Consider the following 13,950-nt stretch of genomic DNA (forward strand, 5'->3'; position numbering starts at 1 on the left):
CGATTGCGCCAAGACTTTGAGCAAGCTCTTAAAATCCGCCGTTTTCGTTCGCTCGGCGTGCGTGCCCGCCCAAGGCCCGCCTGGTGTTTTCTTTTTCTGTGCCATGAACGCTGCCAAGTCCAAGAAGAATGAGCCCGCCAGCTACGAGGCGGCCATGCAAGAGCTGGAGCATTTGCTGGGCCAGATCGAATCGGGCGCCCTGCCACTGGAGCAGTTGCTGGCAGGCTACCAGCGCGGCGCGCAGCTGCTGGCCTTTTGCAGCGAACGGTTGCAGCAGGTGCAGGCGCAGGTGCAGATCCTGGACGGACAGCTGGTGCGCCCGTTGGGCGAGCAAGAGGACTGAGCCCGCCCCGCCGCCTAGGCGCAAGCGTTTTTCGGAGACCCATTGCCTTGACCTCATCCGCCCCCACGCCCCATGCCCGCCTGGCCGCTGCGCCAGGCCGGGCCGTCAGTGCTCAGCAGGACTTTCCTGAATGGCTGGCCCGGCATGCGCAATGGGTGGAGCAGGCTCTGGAGCATTTCGTGCCGCTGGCTGCGCCTACGGACTTGAGCCAGGCCATGCGCTATGCGGTGCTGGGCGGTGGCAAGCGCCTGCGCGCCTTGCTGGTGCTGGCCGCGCAGCAGGCCGTGGCGGCTGGCCGCGCCGATGAACAGCCCGCTTGGCAGGAGGCTGCGCTGCGCAGCGCCTGCGCCATCGAGCTGATCCACGCTTATTCGCTGGTGCACGACGACATGCCTTGCATGGACAACGACGTGCTGCGCCGTGGCAAGCCCACGGTGCACGTGCAGTTCGGCCAGGCCACGGCGCTGCTGGCAGGTGATGCCATGCAGGCCCTGGCCTTCGAGCTGCTCACCCCCCAGGCGGACGATGCCGTGAGCACGCCGCATGGCGCGGCCATTGCGCCAGCGGTGCAGGCGCGCCTGTGCGCGCTGCTGGCGCGTGCGGCTGGCCCGGCCGGCATGGCCGGCGGCCAGGCCATCGACCTGGCGCACGTGGGCAAGCCCATGGATCAGCAGCAATTGCAGCACATGCACGAGCTCAAGACTGGCGCGCTGCTACAGGCCAGCGTGCTGATGGGGGCGCACTGCGTGCCCGATGCCCCAGTGCAGGCTCTGCAGGCGCTGGGGCGCTATGGTCAGGCACTGGGTCTGGCCTTCCAAGTGGTGGACGACGTGCTCGATGCGACGGCCGACTCCAGCGTGTTGGGCAAGACCGCCGGCAAGGATGCGGCCGACAACAAGCCCACTTACGTGTCGCTGCTGGGCGTGCAGGCCGCGCAGGCCTTGGCGCGACAATTGCACGCGCAGGCCGAGGCCGCACTGGATGAGGCAGGTCTGCCCGATGTGGCTGCGCTGCGTGCACTGGCGGCTTGGGTGGTGCAGCGCAGCCACTGAGGTCAAGCTGCCCCGACGAACCGATGAGTGATTCCCCCGCCGCGCCGAGCGCAGCCCAGCAACGCAAGTACAACAAGAGCAAGACATCATGAGCGATACCGGCAGCCCCGCAAGCCCCTCCACTGCCTCAGAGCCAGGCAGCGCCGACAATCCCTATGCGCTGCTGCAAGGCATCGACAGCCCGGCCGCGCTGCGTCGCCTGCCGCGCGAGCAGCTCAAGGAGCTGGCTGGGCAGCTGCGCGCCTTCGTGCTCGAGAGCGTCTCCAAGACTGGCGGCCACCTCAGCTCCAACCTGGGCACGGTGGAGCTGACGATCGCGCTGCACTACGTGTTCAATACGCCCGAAGATCGGCTGGTCTGGGACGTGGGCCACCAGACCTATCCGCACAAGATCCTCACCGGCCGGCGCGAGCGCATGGCCACGCTGCGCCAGCTCGGCGGCCTGTCGGGCTTTCCGCTGCGCAGCGAAAGCGAGTACGACACCTTCGGCACGGCGCATTCGAGCACCAGCATCTCGGCGGCGCTGGGCATGGCGCAGGCCGCAGCCCTCAAGGGCGAGGACCGCTGGGCCGTGGCCGTGATCGGCGACGGCGCCATGACCGCCGGCATGGCCTTCGAGGCGCTGAACAACGCCGGCGTGGCCGAAGGCGGGCGGCTGCTGGTGGTGCTCAACGACAACGACATGAGCATCAGCCCGCCGGTGGGGGCGCTCAATCGCTACCTGGCCCAGTTGATGAGCGGGCAGTTCTACGCCGCCGCCAAGAACGTGGGCAAGACGGTGCTCAAGCCCGTGCCGCCGCTGCTGGAGCTGGCGCGGCGCTTTGAGCAGCAGGCCAAAGGCATGGTCGTGCCGGCCACGCTGTTCGAGAAATTCGGCTTCAACTACATCGGCCCCATCGACGGTCACGACCTGGATTCGCTGATCCCTACGCTGGAAAACCTGCGCCATCTGCAAGGCCCGCAGTTCTTGCACGTGGTCACCAAGAAAGGGCAGGGCTACAAACTGGCCGAGGCCGACCCCGTGGCCTACCACGGCCCCTCCAAGTTCGACCCCTCGGTGGGCATCGTCAAGCCGAAGACGCCGCCCAAGCCCACCTTCACGCAGATCTTTGGCCAGTGGCTGTGCGACATGGCCGAGCAAGACCAGCGCCTGATCGGCATCACGCCCGCCATGCGCGAAGGCTCGGGCATGGTGGAGTTCCACCAGCGCTTTCCCAAGCGCTATTACGACGTGGGCATTGCCGAGCAGCACGCCGTGACCTTCGCCGCCGGCTTGGCCACCGAGGGCCTCAAGCCCGTGGTGGCCATTTACTCCACCTTTCTGCAGCGCGCCTACGACCAGCTCATCCACGACGTGGCGTTGCAAAACCTGCCGGTGGTGTTCGCGCTGGACCGCGCCGGCTTGGTTGGCGCCGACGGCGCCACGCACGCTGGCGCCTACGACATTGCCTACGTGCGCTGCATCCCCAACATGGCCATGGCTTGCCCGGCCGACGAGCGCGAATGCCGCCAACTGTTGAGCACTGCTTACGCGCAGAATCACCCCGTATGCGTGCGCTACCCGCGCGGCGCTGGCGTGGGCGCCGAGCCCCTGGCCGACCTGCAGCCGCTGCCTTATGGCCAGGGCGAGCTGCGCCGCCAGGCCAGCGCCCAGGCCAAGCCTGGGCAGCGCATTGCCATCCTGGCCTTTGGCACGCTGCTGTACCCGGCGCTGGCTGCGGCCGAGCGCCTCGATGCCAGCGTGGCCAACATGCGCTGGGCCAAGCCGTTGGACGAAGCCCTGCTGTTGCAGCTGGCGCAAAGCCACGATGTGCTCGTTACAGTGGAAGAGGGCTGCATCATGGGCGGCGCAGGCAGCGCCGTGCTTGAAACCCTGCAACAAGCCGGTTTGCCGCGCCCAGTGCTGCAGCTGGGCCTGCCCGATCAATTCATCGCGCACGGCGATCCTGCCAGGCTGCTGGCGCAATGCGGTCTGGACGAGCACGGCATTGAACGCCAGATCCGCGCCTGGCTGGCCGCAGACCCTGCCGCCGCAGCCGTGGCGGCGGCATCGTGACGGCATAGTGATGGCCAGGGCCTGACACACGTTGCACACTGTGCATTGGTTGCCCAAACAAAAAGCCAGCATCGCGCTGGCTTTTTGTTTGGGTGGCGGGCGGGCATGATGCGCCCGCCGTGGTATGCGTCAGATCTTGACGCTGTTGATGTACTGGTTGTAGGGGAACTCCGAGGCCATGTTCCACAGGATCTGGTCGCGCTGGAAGGTGCGCAGATCCTGGTAGATCTTCTTGAACTCCTCGGATTTGGCCTCGTGCTCGGCAAACACTTCCATCGAGGCCTTGAAGCCAGCGTCCAGAATGTCCTTGCTGAAACGCTTGAGCTGCGTCTTCTCGGCCACCAGCTTCTTCAGCGCGCCAGCGCTCTTGGCCGAATACAGCGAAGTGGTCTCGGCCGCAGCCACGCGCATGGCGGCCTTGAGGATGGCCTTGAACTCGGGCGAGAGCTCGTTGAACTTCTTCAGGTTCACGAAGAACTCCAGCTCGGCGCTGGGCTCCCACCAGCCCGGTGCGTAGTAGTAGGGCGCGACCTTGTTCAGGCCCAGCTTCTCGTCGTCCAGCGGGCCGACGAACTCCACCGCATCGAGCGTGCCCTTCTCCAGCGCCGTGTAGATGTCACCAGCAGGAATGTTTTGCGCCACCACGCCCAGTTTGGCCATGGCCTCGCCGAACAGGCCACCGCCCAGGCGCATCTTCAGGCCCTTGAAATCCTCGACCGACTTGATCTCCTTGCGGTACCAGCCGCCCATTTGCGTGCCGGTGTTGCCAGAGCTGGCGGTGAAGAAGTTGTACTGCTCGAAGAAGGCATCGAGGTACTTGCGGCCATTGCCGTGGTCCTTCCAGGCGTTCATCTGCAGCGTGGTCAGGCCAAACGGAATGGCGCAGCTGAAGGCAAAAATGGGGCTCTTGCCGGTGAAGTAATACGCGGCGGTTTGCCCAATCTCAATGGTGTCGCCCTGCAGCGCATCGACCACGCCGAAGGCCGGCATCAGCTCGCCAGCGGGGTGGGTGGAAATCTCGAACTTGCCGCCCGAGAGGGCTTTGACCTCGGCGGCCATCTTCTCGGCCGCGCCAAACAGCGTCGTCAGCGACTTGGGAAAGCTCGAAGCCAGGCGCCAGCGCACAGTGCTTTGCGCGTGAACGGCAGGCGCCACGCCCGCAGCGAGCACGCCGGCAATGCCAGCGCCTTTGAGAATGGAACGACGATCCATGTGTTTTTCTCCGATCAGAGGTCAATGCCTGGTCAGCCAGGCGGGGTCACAAAAAAGCCTCTGGATTCTAGTGAAAAGCCGGCCGATTTCTGCTGAGGGAAAGCCCTGCTTTTTGGGTTTCAACACACGCAATAAAGAGCGTCAGGACTGCTGCACCAGGATGATCTTGGAGACCAGCTCAGCGGTGTTCTTGGCGCCGAGCTTTTTCATCAGCCGCGCGCGGTGCGCCTCTACGGTGCGGTGTGAGATTTTCAGTGCGGCGGCAATTTGCTTGCAGCTCATGCCGTTGACGACCTGGGCGGAGATTTCGCGCTCGCGCGGCGTCAGGTCGGTGGTGCGGGTGGCGTTGCGCAGTATGCCCTCGAAGCTCCAGATCATCAGCTCAAAAGGGGCTGCAGGGCTGAGGGTGACCCCTTTGGCTCGCGTCCAAAAAATCAGCCCGCTCTTGTGCTGCATGAAGCGCTCGTCCTCGTAGTAGACGTTGCGTTGCAGCGCTTGCAGGCAGCGCCTGCCGATCAGGTCGTAGTCGGCCAGCGATGGGTACAGCCGCAGAATGGGTTCGCCAATGAGCTCCTCGCGGTGGTAGCCGAACAGGCGCGCAAAGGCATGGTTGCAGTCGGCCATGACGCGGTTGCGCAGGATGAGCTGTGGGGCGGGCGACTCGTTGAAAGCCAGCAAGATGGTGTCGTTCTGGCGCATGGGCGCTTTATTGGAGCGTGTCATGAAAACTGATTTGTCCCTGCGCGGTCATGGCTGGCACTCAGATCCTGCCCCAAAGAGCCATCACGAATAGCGATGGCTTTGGGGCAGGCGTTCAGCCTTGCTGCAGCATGCTCTGGGGTAGAAGAGTCACCACGGCTGGAAAGAAAAACAAGAGCAAGATAGTAGCGAACTCCATGGCTACGAACCACCATGCGCCGTGGAAGATTTGTGTCAGTGGGGTGTCGCGGTCGATGCCGGCGATGACGAAGACGTTCAACCCCACTGGAGGGGTAATCAGCCCGATCTCACACATCTTGACGGCCAGGATGCCGAACCAAATCGGATCGAAGCCCAGCGACACCACGGTGGGAAACACGATGGGCAGAGTGATGACCAGCATGGAGAAGGCATCGAGGAACATGCCCAGCGGCAGGTAGATCAGCAGCAGCAGCGCCACCACCAGCATGGGCGGGATGTCCGAGTCGCTGACCAGCGCGGCCAGCTCCTGCGGCAGCTGTACCAGGCTGAGAAAGTAGCTGAAGATGCCAGCGCCGATCATGGTGAACATCACCATCACCGTGGTGGTGATGGCGCTGCGGCAGCTGGCGTTGAAGGCTTGCCGCAGGCGGCTGCGGGCCTGTCGTGCACACAGCAGCATGATGAGCGCAGCGCATGCGCCAATGGCTGCAGCCTCGGTGGGCGTGGCCAAGCCCAGGTAGATGCTGCCAAGCACAATGGAAAACAGCAATAGCACCTGCCAGCCGTGGCGCAGGCTGCGTACGCGCTGCCCCCAGGTGTGAGGCGCGAGCGTGGCCTGGCTGGCCATGCCGCTGCGGCAAATCAGCCAGATTCCAGCCATGAACACCAAGGTGGTCAGAAGGTCAGGGACGATGCCTGCGATCAGCATGGCGCCGGCGGAGACCTCGGTCAACGCGGCATAGAAGATCAGCAGCACGCTGGGCGGAATCAGCACCCCCAGTACGCCCCCTGCGGCAATGGAGCCTGCTGCCAGGCGCGGGTCATAGCCGGACTTTTTCATTTCTGGAATGGCCACAGCGCCCACTGTGGCGGCTGTGGCCACGCTGGAGCCGGAGGTACAGGCAAAGCCGGCGCTGGTGAGCACGCTGGCCATGGCCAGGCCCCCTGGCCAGTGGCCCACCCAGCTGCGCGCCACCTGAAACAGGCGTGCGCCAATGCCGGCATGGTGAGCAAAAGCACCCATCAGGATGAACAGCGGGATGACGGTCAGCAGGTAGGAGGCGCTTTGCGTATAGGAAAACGACTTGAGCCGGTTGAGCAAAAAGGGCAGGTCTTCGACCATGACGATGCCGGCCATGCCGGCCGCGCCCAATGCGGCAAAGACTGGCACGCCCAGCGCCATCAGCACGAAGATGAGCGCAATGGCTATCCAGGTGGCGATGTAAGGGTCCATGGAGGGCCTTTCACTTTCTTCACTTCAATGGGCGACGTCCGTGGCCTGGACCTGGGCGGGCAAATGCCAGCCGCGCAGGCGCCAGTAGGCGCAGCACAGCATTTGCAGCGTGCCAAACCACAGGCCCAGCGCCAACAGGGCCTTGGCCCACCAGATGGGCATTTCCACATAACCCCAGCGGAACTCTCGGATCTCGAACGACTCCAGGGCGCCTTGCGTTGCAGGCCAGGCCAGGGCCAGTAGCACCAGCGCGGCCATCAGCCAGGCCAGAGCATCGAGCAGGGCGCTGACGCGAGCGGGCAACCAACGCTGGATCAGGCTCACGCGGATGTGGGCTTGATCCAGCTGCGTCCAACCCAGGCCGAGAAAGACCAGCACCACCATGCTCAGCTCGGAGAGCTCGAATACCCCTGAGATTGGGTGTGAGAACAGCCCGCGCGAGAAGGCATCGAGTGTGGTGCCAAGCATCATGAACAGCAGCGCCAGCACGGCGCACAGGCCGCTGGCGTTCGAGAGCAGCCGCAACCCGCGCACCAGCCATTGCGGCTGGGGGTGCGGTTGTGGCGCTGTGTGCATGGGAGTGGTCATGGTCGTGGCCTGTGCTGTTTTCAGCCTTGTGCGGCCAGCTCGTCAAAGCGCAGCAAGCGACCGGCCGGATCGTGCTTGGCGATGGCCGCCTCGATGAGTTGCTGCATGGCCGAGCCGTCAATCTTGGCCGGCTTGGCCACGCGCTCGAGCCAGGCATTGACCTGCGCGGGCTGGATGAGCTGGCGGGCCATGGCTTGCTCGGCCTCGGGCAGTGTGCTGAAGATGGCGCCTTCCTTCTTGGCGGTGGCCACGTACTGGCGTGCGGCCTTGTCGAAGATTTCGGTGTACTTGCCGCCGTAGATCTCGCTGACGATCTGATCACACACGGCCTTGACCGGCTCCGGGAAGCCATCCCAGACGCGCTTGTTGATGATGGTGGCCGAGGGGCCATGCGGCCCATCGCCAATGGCGGTGAAGTGCGGCGCGATTTCGTGCAGCTTGTAGGCTACTGCAGTGATGAAGTCAAAGCCATACACGCCATCGAGCACGCCGCGCTCGAGCGCGGTGTACACCTCGGGTGCAGCCATGGGCACAGCCGTGCCGCCCAGGCGTTCAATCACGTCGTTGGCCACGCCATAGCCGCGAATGCGCTTGCCCTTGATGTCGGCAATGGATCGGATGGGTTCGCGCGTGACCAGGGGGGCGTAGTACCAGTTGGTCCAGTACATGACCTTGGCGCGGTAGCGCTCCTCCCATTCGCGGCGCAGCGGCTCGAATTGCTGGTACAGGTCGCGGCACACCAGTTGCAACGCATCGGCGCGGTTCATGCGGTAGTACCACTCCAGGCCGCGCGTGACGGGCAACTGGGCTTGATAGTAGCCAGGGGAGATGAGCGACATCTCCGAGGTGCGGTCACGCACGGCCGCGAGGTGTTCGCCCACTTTGTTGAGAGATTGGGCCCAGTAGCGGCGCACCTTGACCTCGCCATTGGTGCGTTGCTCCAGCTCTTTGAGGAACCACTCGTCCAACTGCGATGGACCGGCCGACTCCGAGATGTAGGAGTCGAACTTGAGCTGGATGGTCTTGGCCGCGCGGGCGCTGCCCCAGACGGCAGGAAATCCCAACGTAGCGGCAGCGGCCGATGAGGCGCGCAGGAACTGGCGGCGTTGCATGGTGGTGTCTCCTTGGATGAATGGTGCACCTTGGGGCGGTGCGTTGTGAGAAATGGTCTGTTCCTTGCTCTTTCAAAACCTGCAGGCGGTGCAGCGAAAGCGCTGCCGCAAAGGCCTGCTCAAAGCCAGTCCATGGGCTGCAAGCTGGGCAACTGTTCGCGCAGCTGTGTCTTGAGCACTTTGCCGTAACTGTTCTTGGGCAAGGCCTCGCACAGGTAGTAGCGCTTGGGCGCTTTGAAGGCGGCCAGGCTGGCACGACACCAGCGATCCAGCTCGGCCGGTTGCAGCGGCGCGCCCAGCTGCGGTACCACCATCGCGGCCACCTCCTCGCCCCATTCGGCGCTGCGGCAGCCGATGACGGAGACTTCTGCCACGCTGTCGTGGCGCAGCAGCACTTCCTCCACCTCGCGCGGGTAGATGTTGCTGCCGCCGGAGATGATCACGTCTTTGCTGCGATCAGTCAGAGTGAGAAAGCCATCGGCATCAAAACGACCAATGTCGCCCGTGCGCAGCCAGCCGTTTTGCAGCGCCTGTGCACTGGCCTGCGGATTGCGCCAGTAGCCCTGCATCACCGTGGCGCCGCGCACCAGCACCTCTCCGGCCTGCCCTGTGGGCAGGGCAGGCGGATCGCTTTGCGTGCCGTCAGCGCACCAGGCAGAATCGGTCACGCGCACCTGCACGCAGGCGTGCGGCACACCCACCGAGGAGCGCCGTGCAGCGGCATGCTCGTGTGCACCATCGGCCACGATGGACTTGGGCAATGCGGTGATGGTCATGGGTGTTTCTCCCTGGCCGTAGATTTGCGCCAGACATGGGCCCAGCACCTGCAGCGCCCGCTCCAGGTCGGCCAGGTACATGGGGCCGCCGCCATAAACCACAGTCTTCAACCCGACGCCAGTTTCCCCACGCTCGCTGGCGTGCGCCACCAGGCGGTTGACCATGGTGGGGGCGGCAAACAGCGACAGTGCGCCATGCGCGCGGGCCAACGCCAGGATTTCGCCCGCGTCAAAACCGCGCGAGGCGGGCACGATGTGCCGGGCCGCGTGGCGCACGAAGATGAAGTTGTACAGCCCGGCGCCGTGTGACATGGGCGCGGCGTACAGCAGGGCGTCGCGGTGGTCGATGGCGTCCACGTCCGTGGGGTAGCACAGCGACATGGCCACCAGGTTGTCGTGCGAGAGCATCACGCCCTTGGGGCGCCCGGTGGTGCCGGAGGTGTAGAACAGCCAGGCCAGCGCTTGGCCGGGCAGCGTGTGCGGCGCGTGCTCCGGGCCGGGCGGGGCATCGCCTGCGGCCTGTACGATCTGGCGGTATTCGGGCCCATCGACGGCAATACAAAGCGGCGGCGGCACGTCCTGCTCACTGCTGTCCGAGCCAGCCAGGGCCGTAGATTCGTCAGCAAACAGCAGCCGGGCCTGGGCATGGCTGGCAATCCATGCTGCCTCGCGGGGGTGCAGTTTGTAGTTGATGGGCACCACCACAGCGCCCAGCCACCAAGCGGCATAGGCGATTTCCAGATACTCGCAGCGGTTGGGCATGAACAGCGCAATGCGCTCGCCCGGCTGCACGCCGTAGGCCTGCGCCATCCAGCGTCCCAAGGCAGCGGCGCGGGCGGCGAACTGGCCATAGCTGGCGTGCAAGCTGTTGCCCATGTACAGCGCTGGCGCCTGCGGTTGCAGGCGCGCCGTCTGATACAGCCAATTGGCGATGTTCATGCGGTGGTGCTCCTTGTGTTTTCTTGTGGCGCAAGCAGGCTTTGGAGCGCACTCAGGCGCGGCCGGTTTGCAAAATCGTGGCGTAGCTGGCCACAGCCGCGCCGCCCATGTTGAACACCAGGCCCAGGTCGGCGCGGGGCAGTTGCATGTCGCCAGCCTGACCGGTCAGCTGACGGAAGGCCAGGGCGTGCATGGAAACGCCCGTGGCCCCAACAGGGTGGCCCTTGGCCTTGAGGCCGCCCGAGAGGTTCACCGGCAGGCGCCCGCCGCGCTCTGTGGCGCGCTCGGCCAGCAGTGCCGGAGCCTGGCCGGGGGCCGCCAGGCCCATGGCTTCGTAGATCAGCAGCTCGGCAATGGTGAAGCAGTCATGCACCTCGGCAAAGTTCAGCGCATCCAAGCCCACGCCGGCTTGTGCATAGGCCTGGGCGAAGGCACGCCGTGGGCCTTCGAAAGCCACCAGGTCGCGGCCTTTGAGCGGCAGGCGATCGCTCACATGCGCAGCGGCGCGAAACAGGGCGGAGCGCTTGGCCTGGGCGGCCACGTCCGGGGCGGCCAGAACGATGGCGGCAGCGCCATCGGTGATCAAGGAGCAATCCGTCATGCGCAGTGGCGGCGCAATCAGCGGGTTCTTGTCGGAGACGGTGTTGCAAAACGACTCGCTGAGCTCGCGCTGCATTTGCGCCAGCGGGTTGCGCAGCGCGTGGCGGTGGTTCTTGGCGGCGATGGCGGCCATGGCCGGCAGCGGGTCTTGCCAGCGCTGCCCATAGGCCTGGGCCGCCAGCGCGAACAGCTGTGGAAAGCTCAGACCGCGCTCGGCCGCATCGTGTTGGTAGCCAGCGCCAGCCAAGGCGGCAGTGACTTCCTCCGTGGTGCGGGAAGTCATTTTCTCAGCCCCAACCACCAGCACCACGCGCGCTGCGCCGCTGCGGATGGCATTCAGGCCTGCAAAGATGGCCGCTGCGCCCGAAGCGCAGGCGTTTTCGCAGCGGGCAGCGGGCTTGAAGCGCAAATCCTCATGCGCTTGCAGAACCAATGAGGAGGCAAAGCCATCGCTGACCATGCCGGAGTTGAAATGCCCCAGGTAAATCTGGTCCACGTCGGCTGGCGGAATGTCTGCATCAGTCAGCGCTTCGCGGGCGGCGGCCACGATCAGGCTTTCCAGATTGTCCGTGCCGAGCCGGCCGAAGGGGGTGTGGCCGCTGCCAATGATGGCCACGGGCTTGTCGTTGTGCATGCCATGCTCCTGTCAGTCAAATGCTTCTTGGGCTTGCCGACAAGTATGGCCAGCGCGACTACGCACATCCATTCGTAGTTCCACGCCATCAACCACGTAGTGGAAATCCCGCAATCGCCTGCGGTGCTGTGCCGTTGCGCAAGAGGAGGGCGCCTGGCCGGATGGCGGTTGCTTCCTGCAAAACTCCACTTGCCCCAGGCGCGAAGAGCATTGAGGATCGTGGTTGTGACGACAAAATCAGGAGCAGTTCATGCACCAGCGCGTTTCCCATCCGGCTGCTGATGCGGCCACCGATTCCGTGGCGGTCGCAGCCCGCTCGCCGGCCAGCCCGCGCGGGCTGTACATCACTTTGGCTGCGGCGCTGCTGGCGTTCGGGCTCTATCACGTGCTGCCCTACGAGGAGATGGCCAATCGTGGCCTGGCCATTCTGTGTTTTGTGACCGTGCTGTGGTTCACCGAGGCCTTGCACATCACCGTCACCGCGCTGATGGTGCCGCTGCTGGCGTTGCTGTTCAGGATTCCGGATATGAGCACGGGCTCGGTGCTGGCTCACTTTGCCGACCCGATCATCTTCGTCTTCTTCGGTGGCTTTGCCCTGGCCACGGCGCTGCACATCCAAAAACTCGATCGCAAGATTGCCCTGTGGGTCATCTCGCTCTCGCGCGGCAATATGCGTGTGGCTGTGCTGCTGCTTTTTGCTGTAACCGCCTTTCTCTCGATGTGGATCAGCAACACGGCCACCGTTGCCATGATGCTGCCGCTGGCCTTGGGCCTGATGGGACACATCGACCACGAAAGGCAGCGCAAGACATTTGTCTTCGTGCTGTTGGGCATTGCCTACTGCGCCAGCATCGGTGGCATGGGCACTTATGTGGGCTCGCCGCCCAACGGCATTGCGGCGCGGGCCCTGGGCCTGGACTTCTGGGGCTGGATGAGGCTGGGGCTGCCCATCATGCTGCTGTTGCTGCCCACCATTCTGTTGGCCTTGTATGCGGTGCTGCACCCCGATTTCAGCCAGCGCGTCGATGCCCGGCAGCAGGAGTGCATTGCCTGGACGGCGCAGCGAGTGCTCACCGTGATGGTGTTTCTCGTCACCGCCGCAGCCTGGATCATGGGCAGCGCCATCCAGCAGGCCACCGGCATTGCCTCGATCGACAGTTTCATTGCCCTGGCTGCGGCCGTGGCGGTCGTGCTGCTGGGCACGGTGCAATGGGGCGACGTGGTCGAGCACACCAACTGGAGCGTGCTCATGCTGTTTGGCGGCGGCATTGCGCTGAGCACGTTGATGAAAAATTCCGGCGCCTCTGCCGCGTTGGGCTAGACCGTGGCCATGACCTTTGGCCAGTCCCATCCGCTGGTGGTTGTGGCTGTGGTGGCCGTTTTCATCATTTTTCTGACGGAGTTCACCAGCAATACGGCCTCGGCAGCCTTGCTGGTGCCCGTCTTTGCTGGGGTTGCCGTTGAGCTGGGTATGCCCAGGCAGATGCTGGTCATGGTGATTGGTATTGGCGCTTCATGCGCTTTCATGCTCCCCGTGGCCACGCCGCCCAATGCCATCGTGTTTGGCTCGGGGCTGATCCGTCAGCAGGAAATGATGGGCGTTGGCTTAGTGCTGAACCTGCTGTCTGCGGCCGTCGTGTCGCTGTGGGCCTATTTCCTGTTGTGAGGGCCTGCCCCAAGGCCAGGTGCTGCGCGGCAGGCGTGAGCGTCTCAACCATTGCGAAGGATTGGGGTTAGGGCTTTCACGGTATCGCGCCTGCCGGGCGGCTCGGCCAGGGCGGGAGTTCGTACAATCGCGCCTCTTCAAAATGGCCGCCTGGCGCGCGGCCTGGCCGGTGCGGTGCTGGCCTGGCTTTTTCACACCACAGCCCATTACAGAGATGAACCTGCTGCTGCTTTTTTCACGGGGCGTTGATTGGCTCAATGCCTTCATTGGCCGCTATGCGATCTGGTTGATTTTCGTGGCCACGCTGATCAGCGCCGTCAATGCGCTGGTGCGCAAGTTGCTGGGGGTCAGCTCCAATGCGTTTTTGGAGATCCAGTGGTATTTGTTCGCCTGGTCGTTTCTGATTGCGGCCGGCTATACGCTGCTGCACCGTGAGCATGTGCGCATTGATGTGCTCAACAGCCGCTTGCCCAAGAAGGTGCAGGTTTGGATTGACATCGTGGGCTTTGCGTTGTTTCTCACGCCGCTGTGCCTGGTGATCATTTACCTGACTTGGCCGGTGGTGCTGCAGATGTACCAGTCGGGTGAGACTTCGGGCAATTCCGGCGGCCTGGTGCGCTGGCCAGTGTGGCTGGCCATTCCGGTGGGCGTGACGCTGCTGATGTTGCAGGGTTGGTCAGAGTTGATCAAGCGCATTGCCTTTTTGCGCGGCCAGGGCCCTGACCCGATGGGCCGCTTGAGTCAGGCCACGGCCGAACAGGAGCTGGCCGAGGCGCTGCGCCAGCAAACGCAAGAAGAGCAGGGGGCGCAGCCTGCAGCGGGCCAGCCCCAGTCCTGA

General features: G+C 64.4%; 11 protein-coding genes and 1 pseudogene. 5 read left to right on the top strand and 7 right to left on the bottom strand.

From position 1 onward, the window contains the following. Positions 1 to 103 precede the first annotated feature (103 nt). The 3 genes from xseB (at position 104) to dxs (ending at position 3,451) form a co-directional block, all read left to right on the top strand. The gene (gene xseB / locus CK620_RS10170; RefSeq protein WP_095542816.1) at positions 104 to 343 is read left to right on the top strand and encodes an exodeoxyribonuclease VII small subunit; all 240 of its coding nucleotides are present in this window, start codon (positions 104 to 106) and stop codon (positions 341 to 343) included. Between the two features lie 47 nt (positions 344 to 390). After that, positions 391 to 1,395: a polyprenyl synthetase family protein gene (locus tag CK620_RS10175; protein WP_420894224.1), complete on the top strand. Its 1,005-nt coding sequence runs from the start codon at positions 391 to 393 to the stop codon at positions 1,393 to 1,395. A gap of 88 nt (positions 1,396 to 1,483) precedes the next feature. Continuing rightward, positions 1,484 to 3,451 carry a 1-deoxy-D-xylulose-5-phosphate synthase gene (gene dxs / locus CK620_RS10180; protein ID WP_095550202.1) on the top strand — a complete coding sequence of 656 codons (1,968 nt, stop codon included), beginning with the start codon at positions 1,484 to 1,486 and terminating at the stop codon, positions 3,449 to 3,451. 129 nt (positions 3,452 to 3,580) lie between these two features. Here the strand turns inward: dxs and CK620_RS10185 are convergent, their stop codons facing one another. From CK620_RS10185 to CK620_RS10215, 7 genes are all read right to left on the bottom strand, one after another. Further along, positions 3,581 to 4,663, bottom strand: coding sequence for a TRAP transporter substrate-binding protein (locus CK620_RS10185; protein WP_095550203.1), 1,083 nt, complete (start codon positions 4,661 to 4,663; stop codon positions 3,581 to 3,583). 141 nt (positions 4,664 to 4,804) lie between these two features. Beyond that, complete coding sequence (locus CK620_RS10190; RefSeq protein ID WP_238944996.1) at positions 4,805 to 5,386, bottom strand: LuxR family transcriptional regulator; 582 nt, start codon at positions 5,384 to 5,386, stop codon at positions 4,805 to 4,807. A 91-nt stretch (positions 5,387 to 5,477) separates the two neighbouring features. Then, positions 5,478 to 6,797, bottom strand: a complete 1,320-nt coding sequence (locus CK620_RS10195) for a TRAP transporter large permease (RefSeq protein ID WP_095550204.1) — start codon at positions 6,795 to 6,797, stop codon at positions 5,478 to 5,480. 24 nt (positions 6,798 to 6,821) lie between these two features. Beyond that, positions 6,822 to 7,385, bottom strand: a complete 564-nt coding sequence (locus tag CK620_RS10200) for a TRAP transporter small permease (protein ID WP_238944995.1) — start codon at positions 7,383 to 7,385, stop codon at positions 6,822 to 6,824. A 20-nt stretch (positions 7,386 to 7,405) separates the two neighbouring features. After that, positions 7,406 to 8,497, bottom strand: a complete 1,092-nt coding sequence (locus CK620_RS10205; protein WP_095550206.1) for a C4-dicarboxylate TRAP transporter substrate-binding protein — start codon at positions 8,495 to 8,497, stop codon at positions 7,406 to 7,408. Between the two features lie 119 nt (positions 8,498 to 8,616). Then, positions 8,617 to 10,212: a class I adenylate-forming enzyme family protein gene (locus CK620_RS10210; RefSeq protein ID WP_095550207.1), complete on the bottom strand. Its 1,596-nt coding sequence runs from the start codon at positions 10,210 to 10,212 to the stop codon at positions 8,617 to 8,619. Between the two features lie 52 nt (positions 10,213 to 10,264). Then, the gene (locus tag CK620_RS10215; protein WP_095550208.1) at positions 10,265 to 11,446 is read right to left on the bottom strand and encodes a thiolase domain-containing protein; all 1,182 of its coding nucleotides are present in this window, start codon (positions 11,444 to 11,446) and stop codon (positions 10,265 to 10,267) included. Between the two features lie 403 nt (positions 11,447 to 11,849). Here CK620_RS10215 and CK620_RS10220 point away from each other — a divergent pair. Together CK620_RS10220 and CK620_RS10225 are read left to right on the top strand one after the other, a co-directional pair. Next, positions 11,850 to 13,112, top strand: a pseudogene (locus CK620_RS10220) (SLC13 family permease). 214 nt (positions 13,113 to 13,326) lie between these two features. Further along, positions 13,327 to 13,950, top strand: a complete 624-nt coding sequence (locus CK620_RS10225; RefSeq protein WP_095538961.1) for a TRAP transporter small permease subunit — start codon at positions 13,327 to 13,329, stop codon at positions 13,948 to 13,950.

Origin of the sequence: Vandammella animalimorsus (assembly GCF_002285285.1) — a bacterium.
Classification (GTDB): Bacteria; Pseudomonadota; Gammaproteobacteria; order Burkholderiales; family Burkholderiaceae_C; genus Lampropedia; species Lampropedia animalimorsus.

What these genes read in the sequence shown, in the direction of transcription:
- xseB (WP_095542816.1), top strand. Translation starts at nt 104, where the DNA reads ATGAACGCTGCCAAGTCCAAGAAGAATGAGCCCGCCAGCTACGAGGCG.
- dxs (WP_095550202.1), top strand. Translation starts at nt 1,484, where the DNA reads ATGAGCGATACCGGCAGCCCCGCAAGCCCCTCCACTGCCTCAGAGCCA.
- CK620_RS10185 (WP_095550203.1), bottom strand. Translation starts at nt 4,663, where the DNA reads ATGGATCGTCGTTCCATTCTCAAAGGCGCTGGCATTGCCGGCGTGCTC.
- CK620_RS10190 (WP_238944996.1), bottom strand. Translation starts at nt 5,386, where the DNA reads ATGACACGCTCCAATAAAGCGCCCATGCGCCAGAACGACACCATCTTG.
- CK620_RS10195 (WP_095550204.1), bottom strand. Translation starts at nt 6,797, where the DNA reads ATGGACCCTTACATCGCCACCTGGATAGCCATTGCGCTCATCTTCGTG.
- CK620_RS10200 (WP_238944995.1), bottom strand. Translation starts at nt 7,385, where the DNA reads ATGACCACTCCCATGCACACAGCGCCACAACCGCACCCCCAGCCGCAA.
- CK620_RS10205 (WP_095550206.1), bottom strand. Translation starts at nt 8,497, where the DNA reads ATGCAACGCCGCCAGTTCCTGCGCGCCTCATCGGCCGCTGCCGCTACG.
- CK620_RS10210 (WP_095550207.1), bottom strand. Translation starts at nt 10,212, where the DNA reads ATGAACATCGCCAATTGGCTGTATCAGACGGCGCGCCTGCAACCGCAG.
- CK620_RS10215 (WP_095550208.1), bottom strand. Translation starts at nt 11,446, where the DNA reads ATGCACAACGACAAGCCCGTGGCCATCATTGGCAGCGGCCACACCCCC.
- CK620_RS10225 (WP_095538961.1), top strand. Translation starts at nt 13,327, where the DNA reads ATGAACCTGCTGCTGCTTTTTTCACGGGGCGTTGATTGGCTCAATGCC.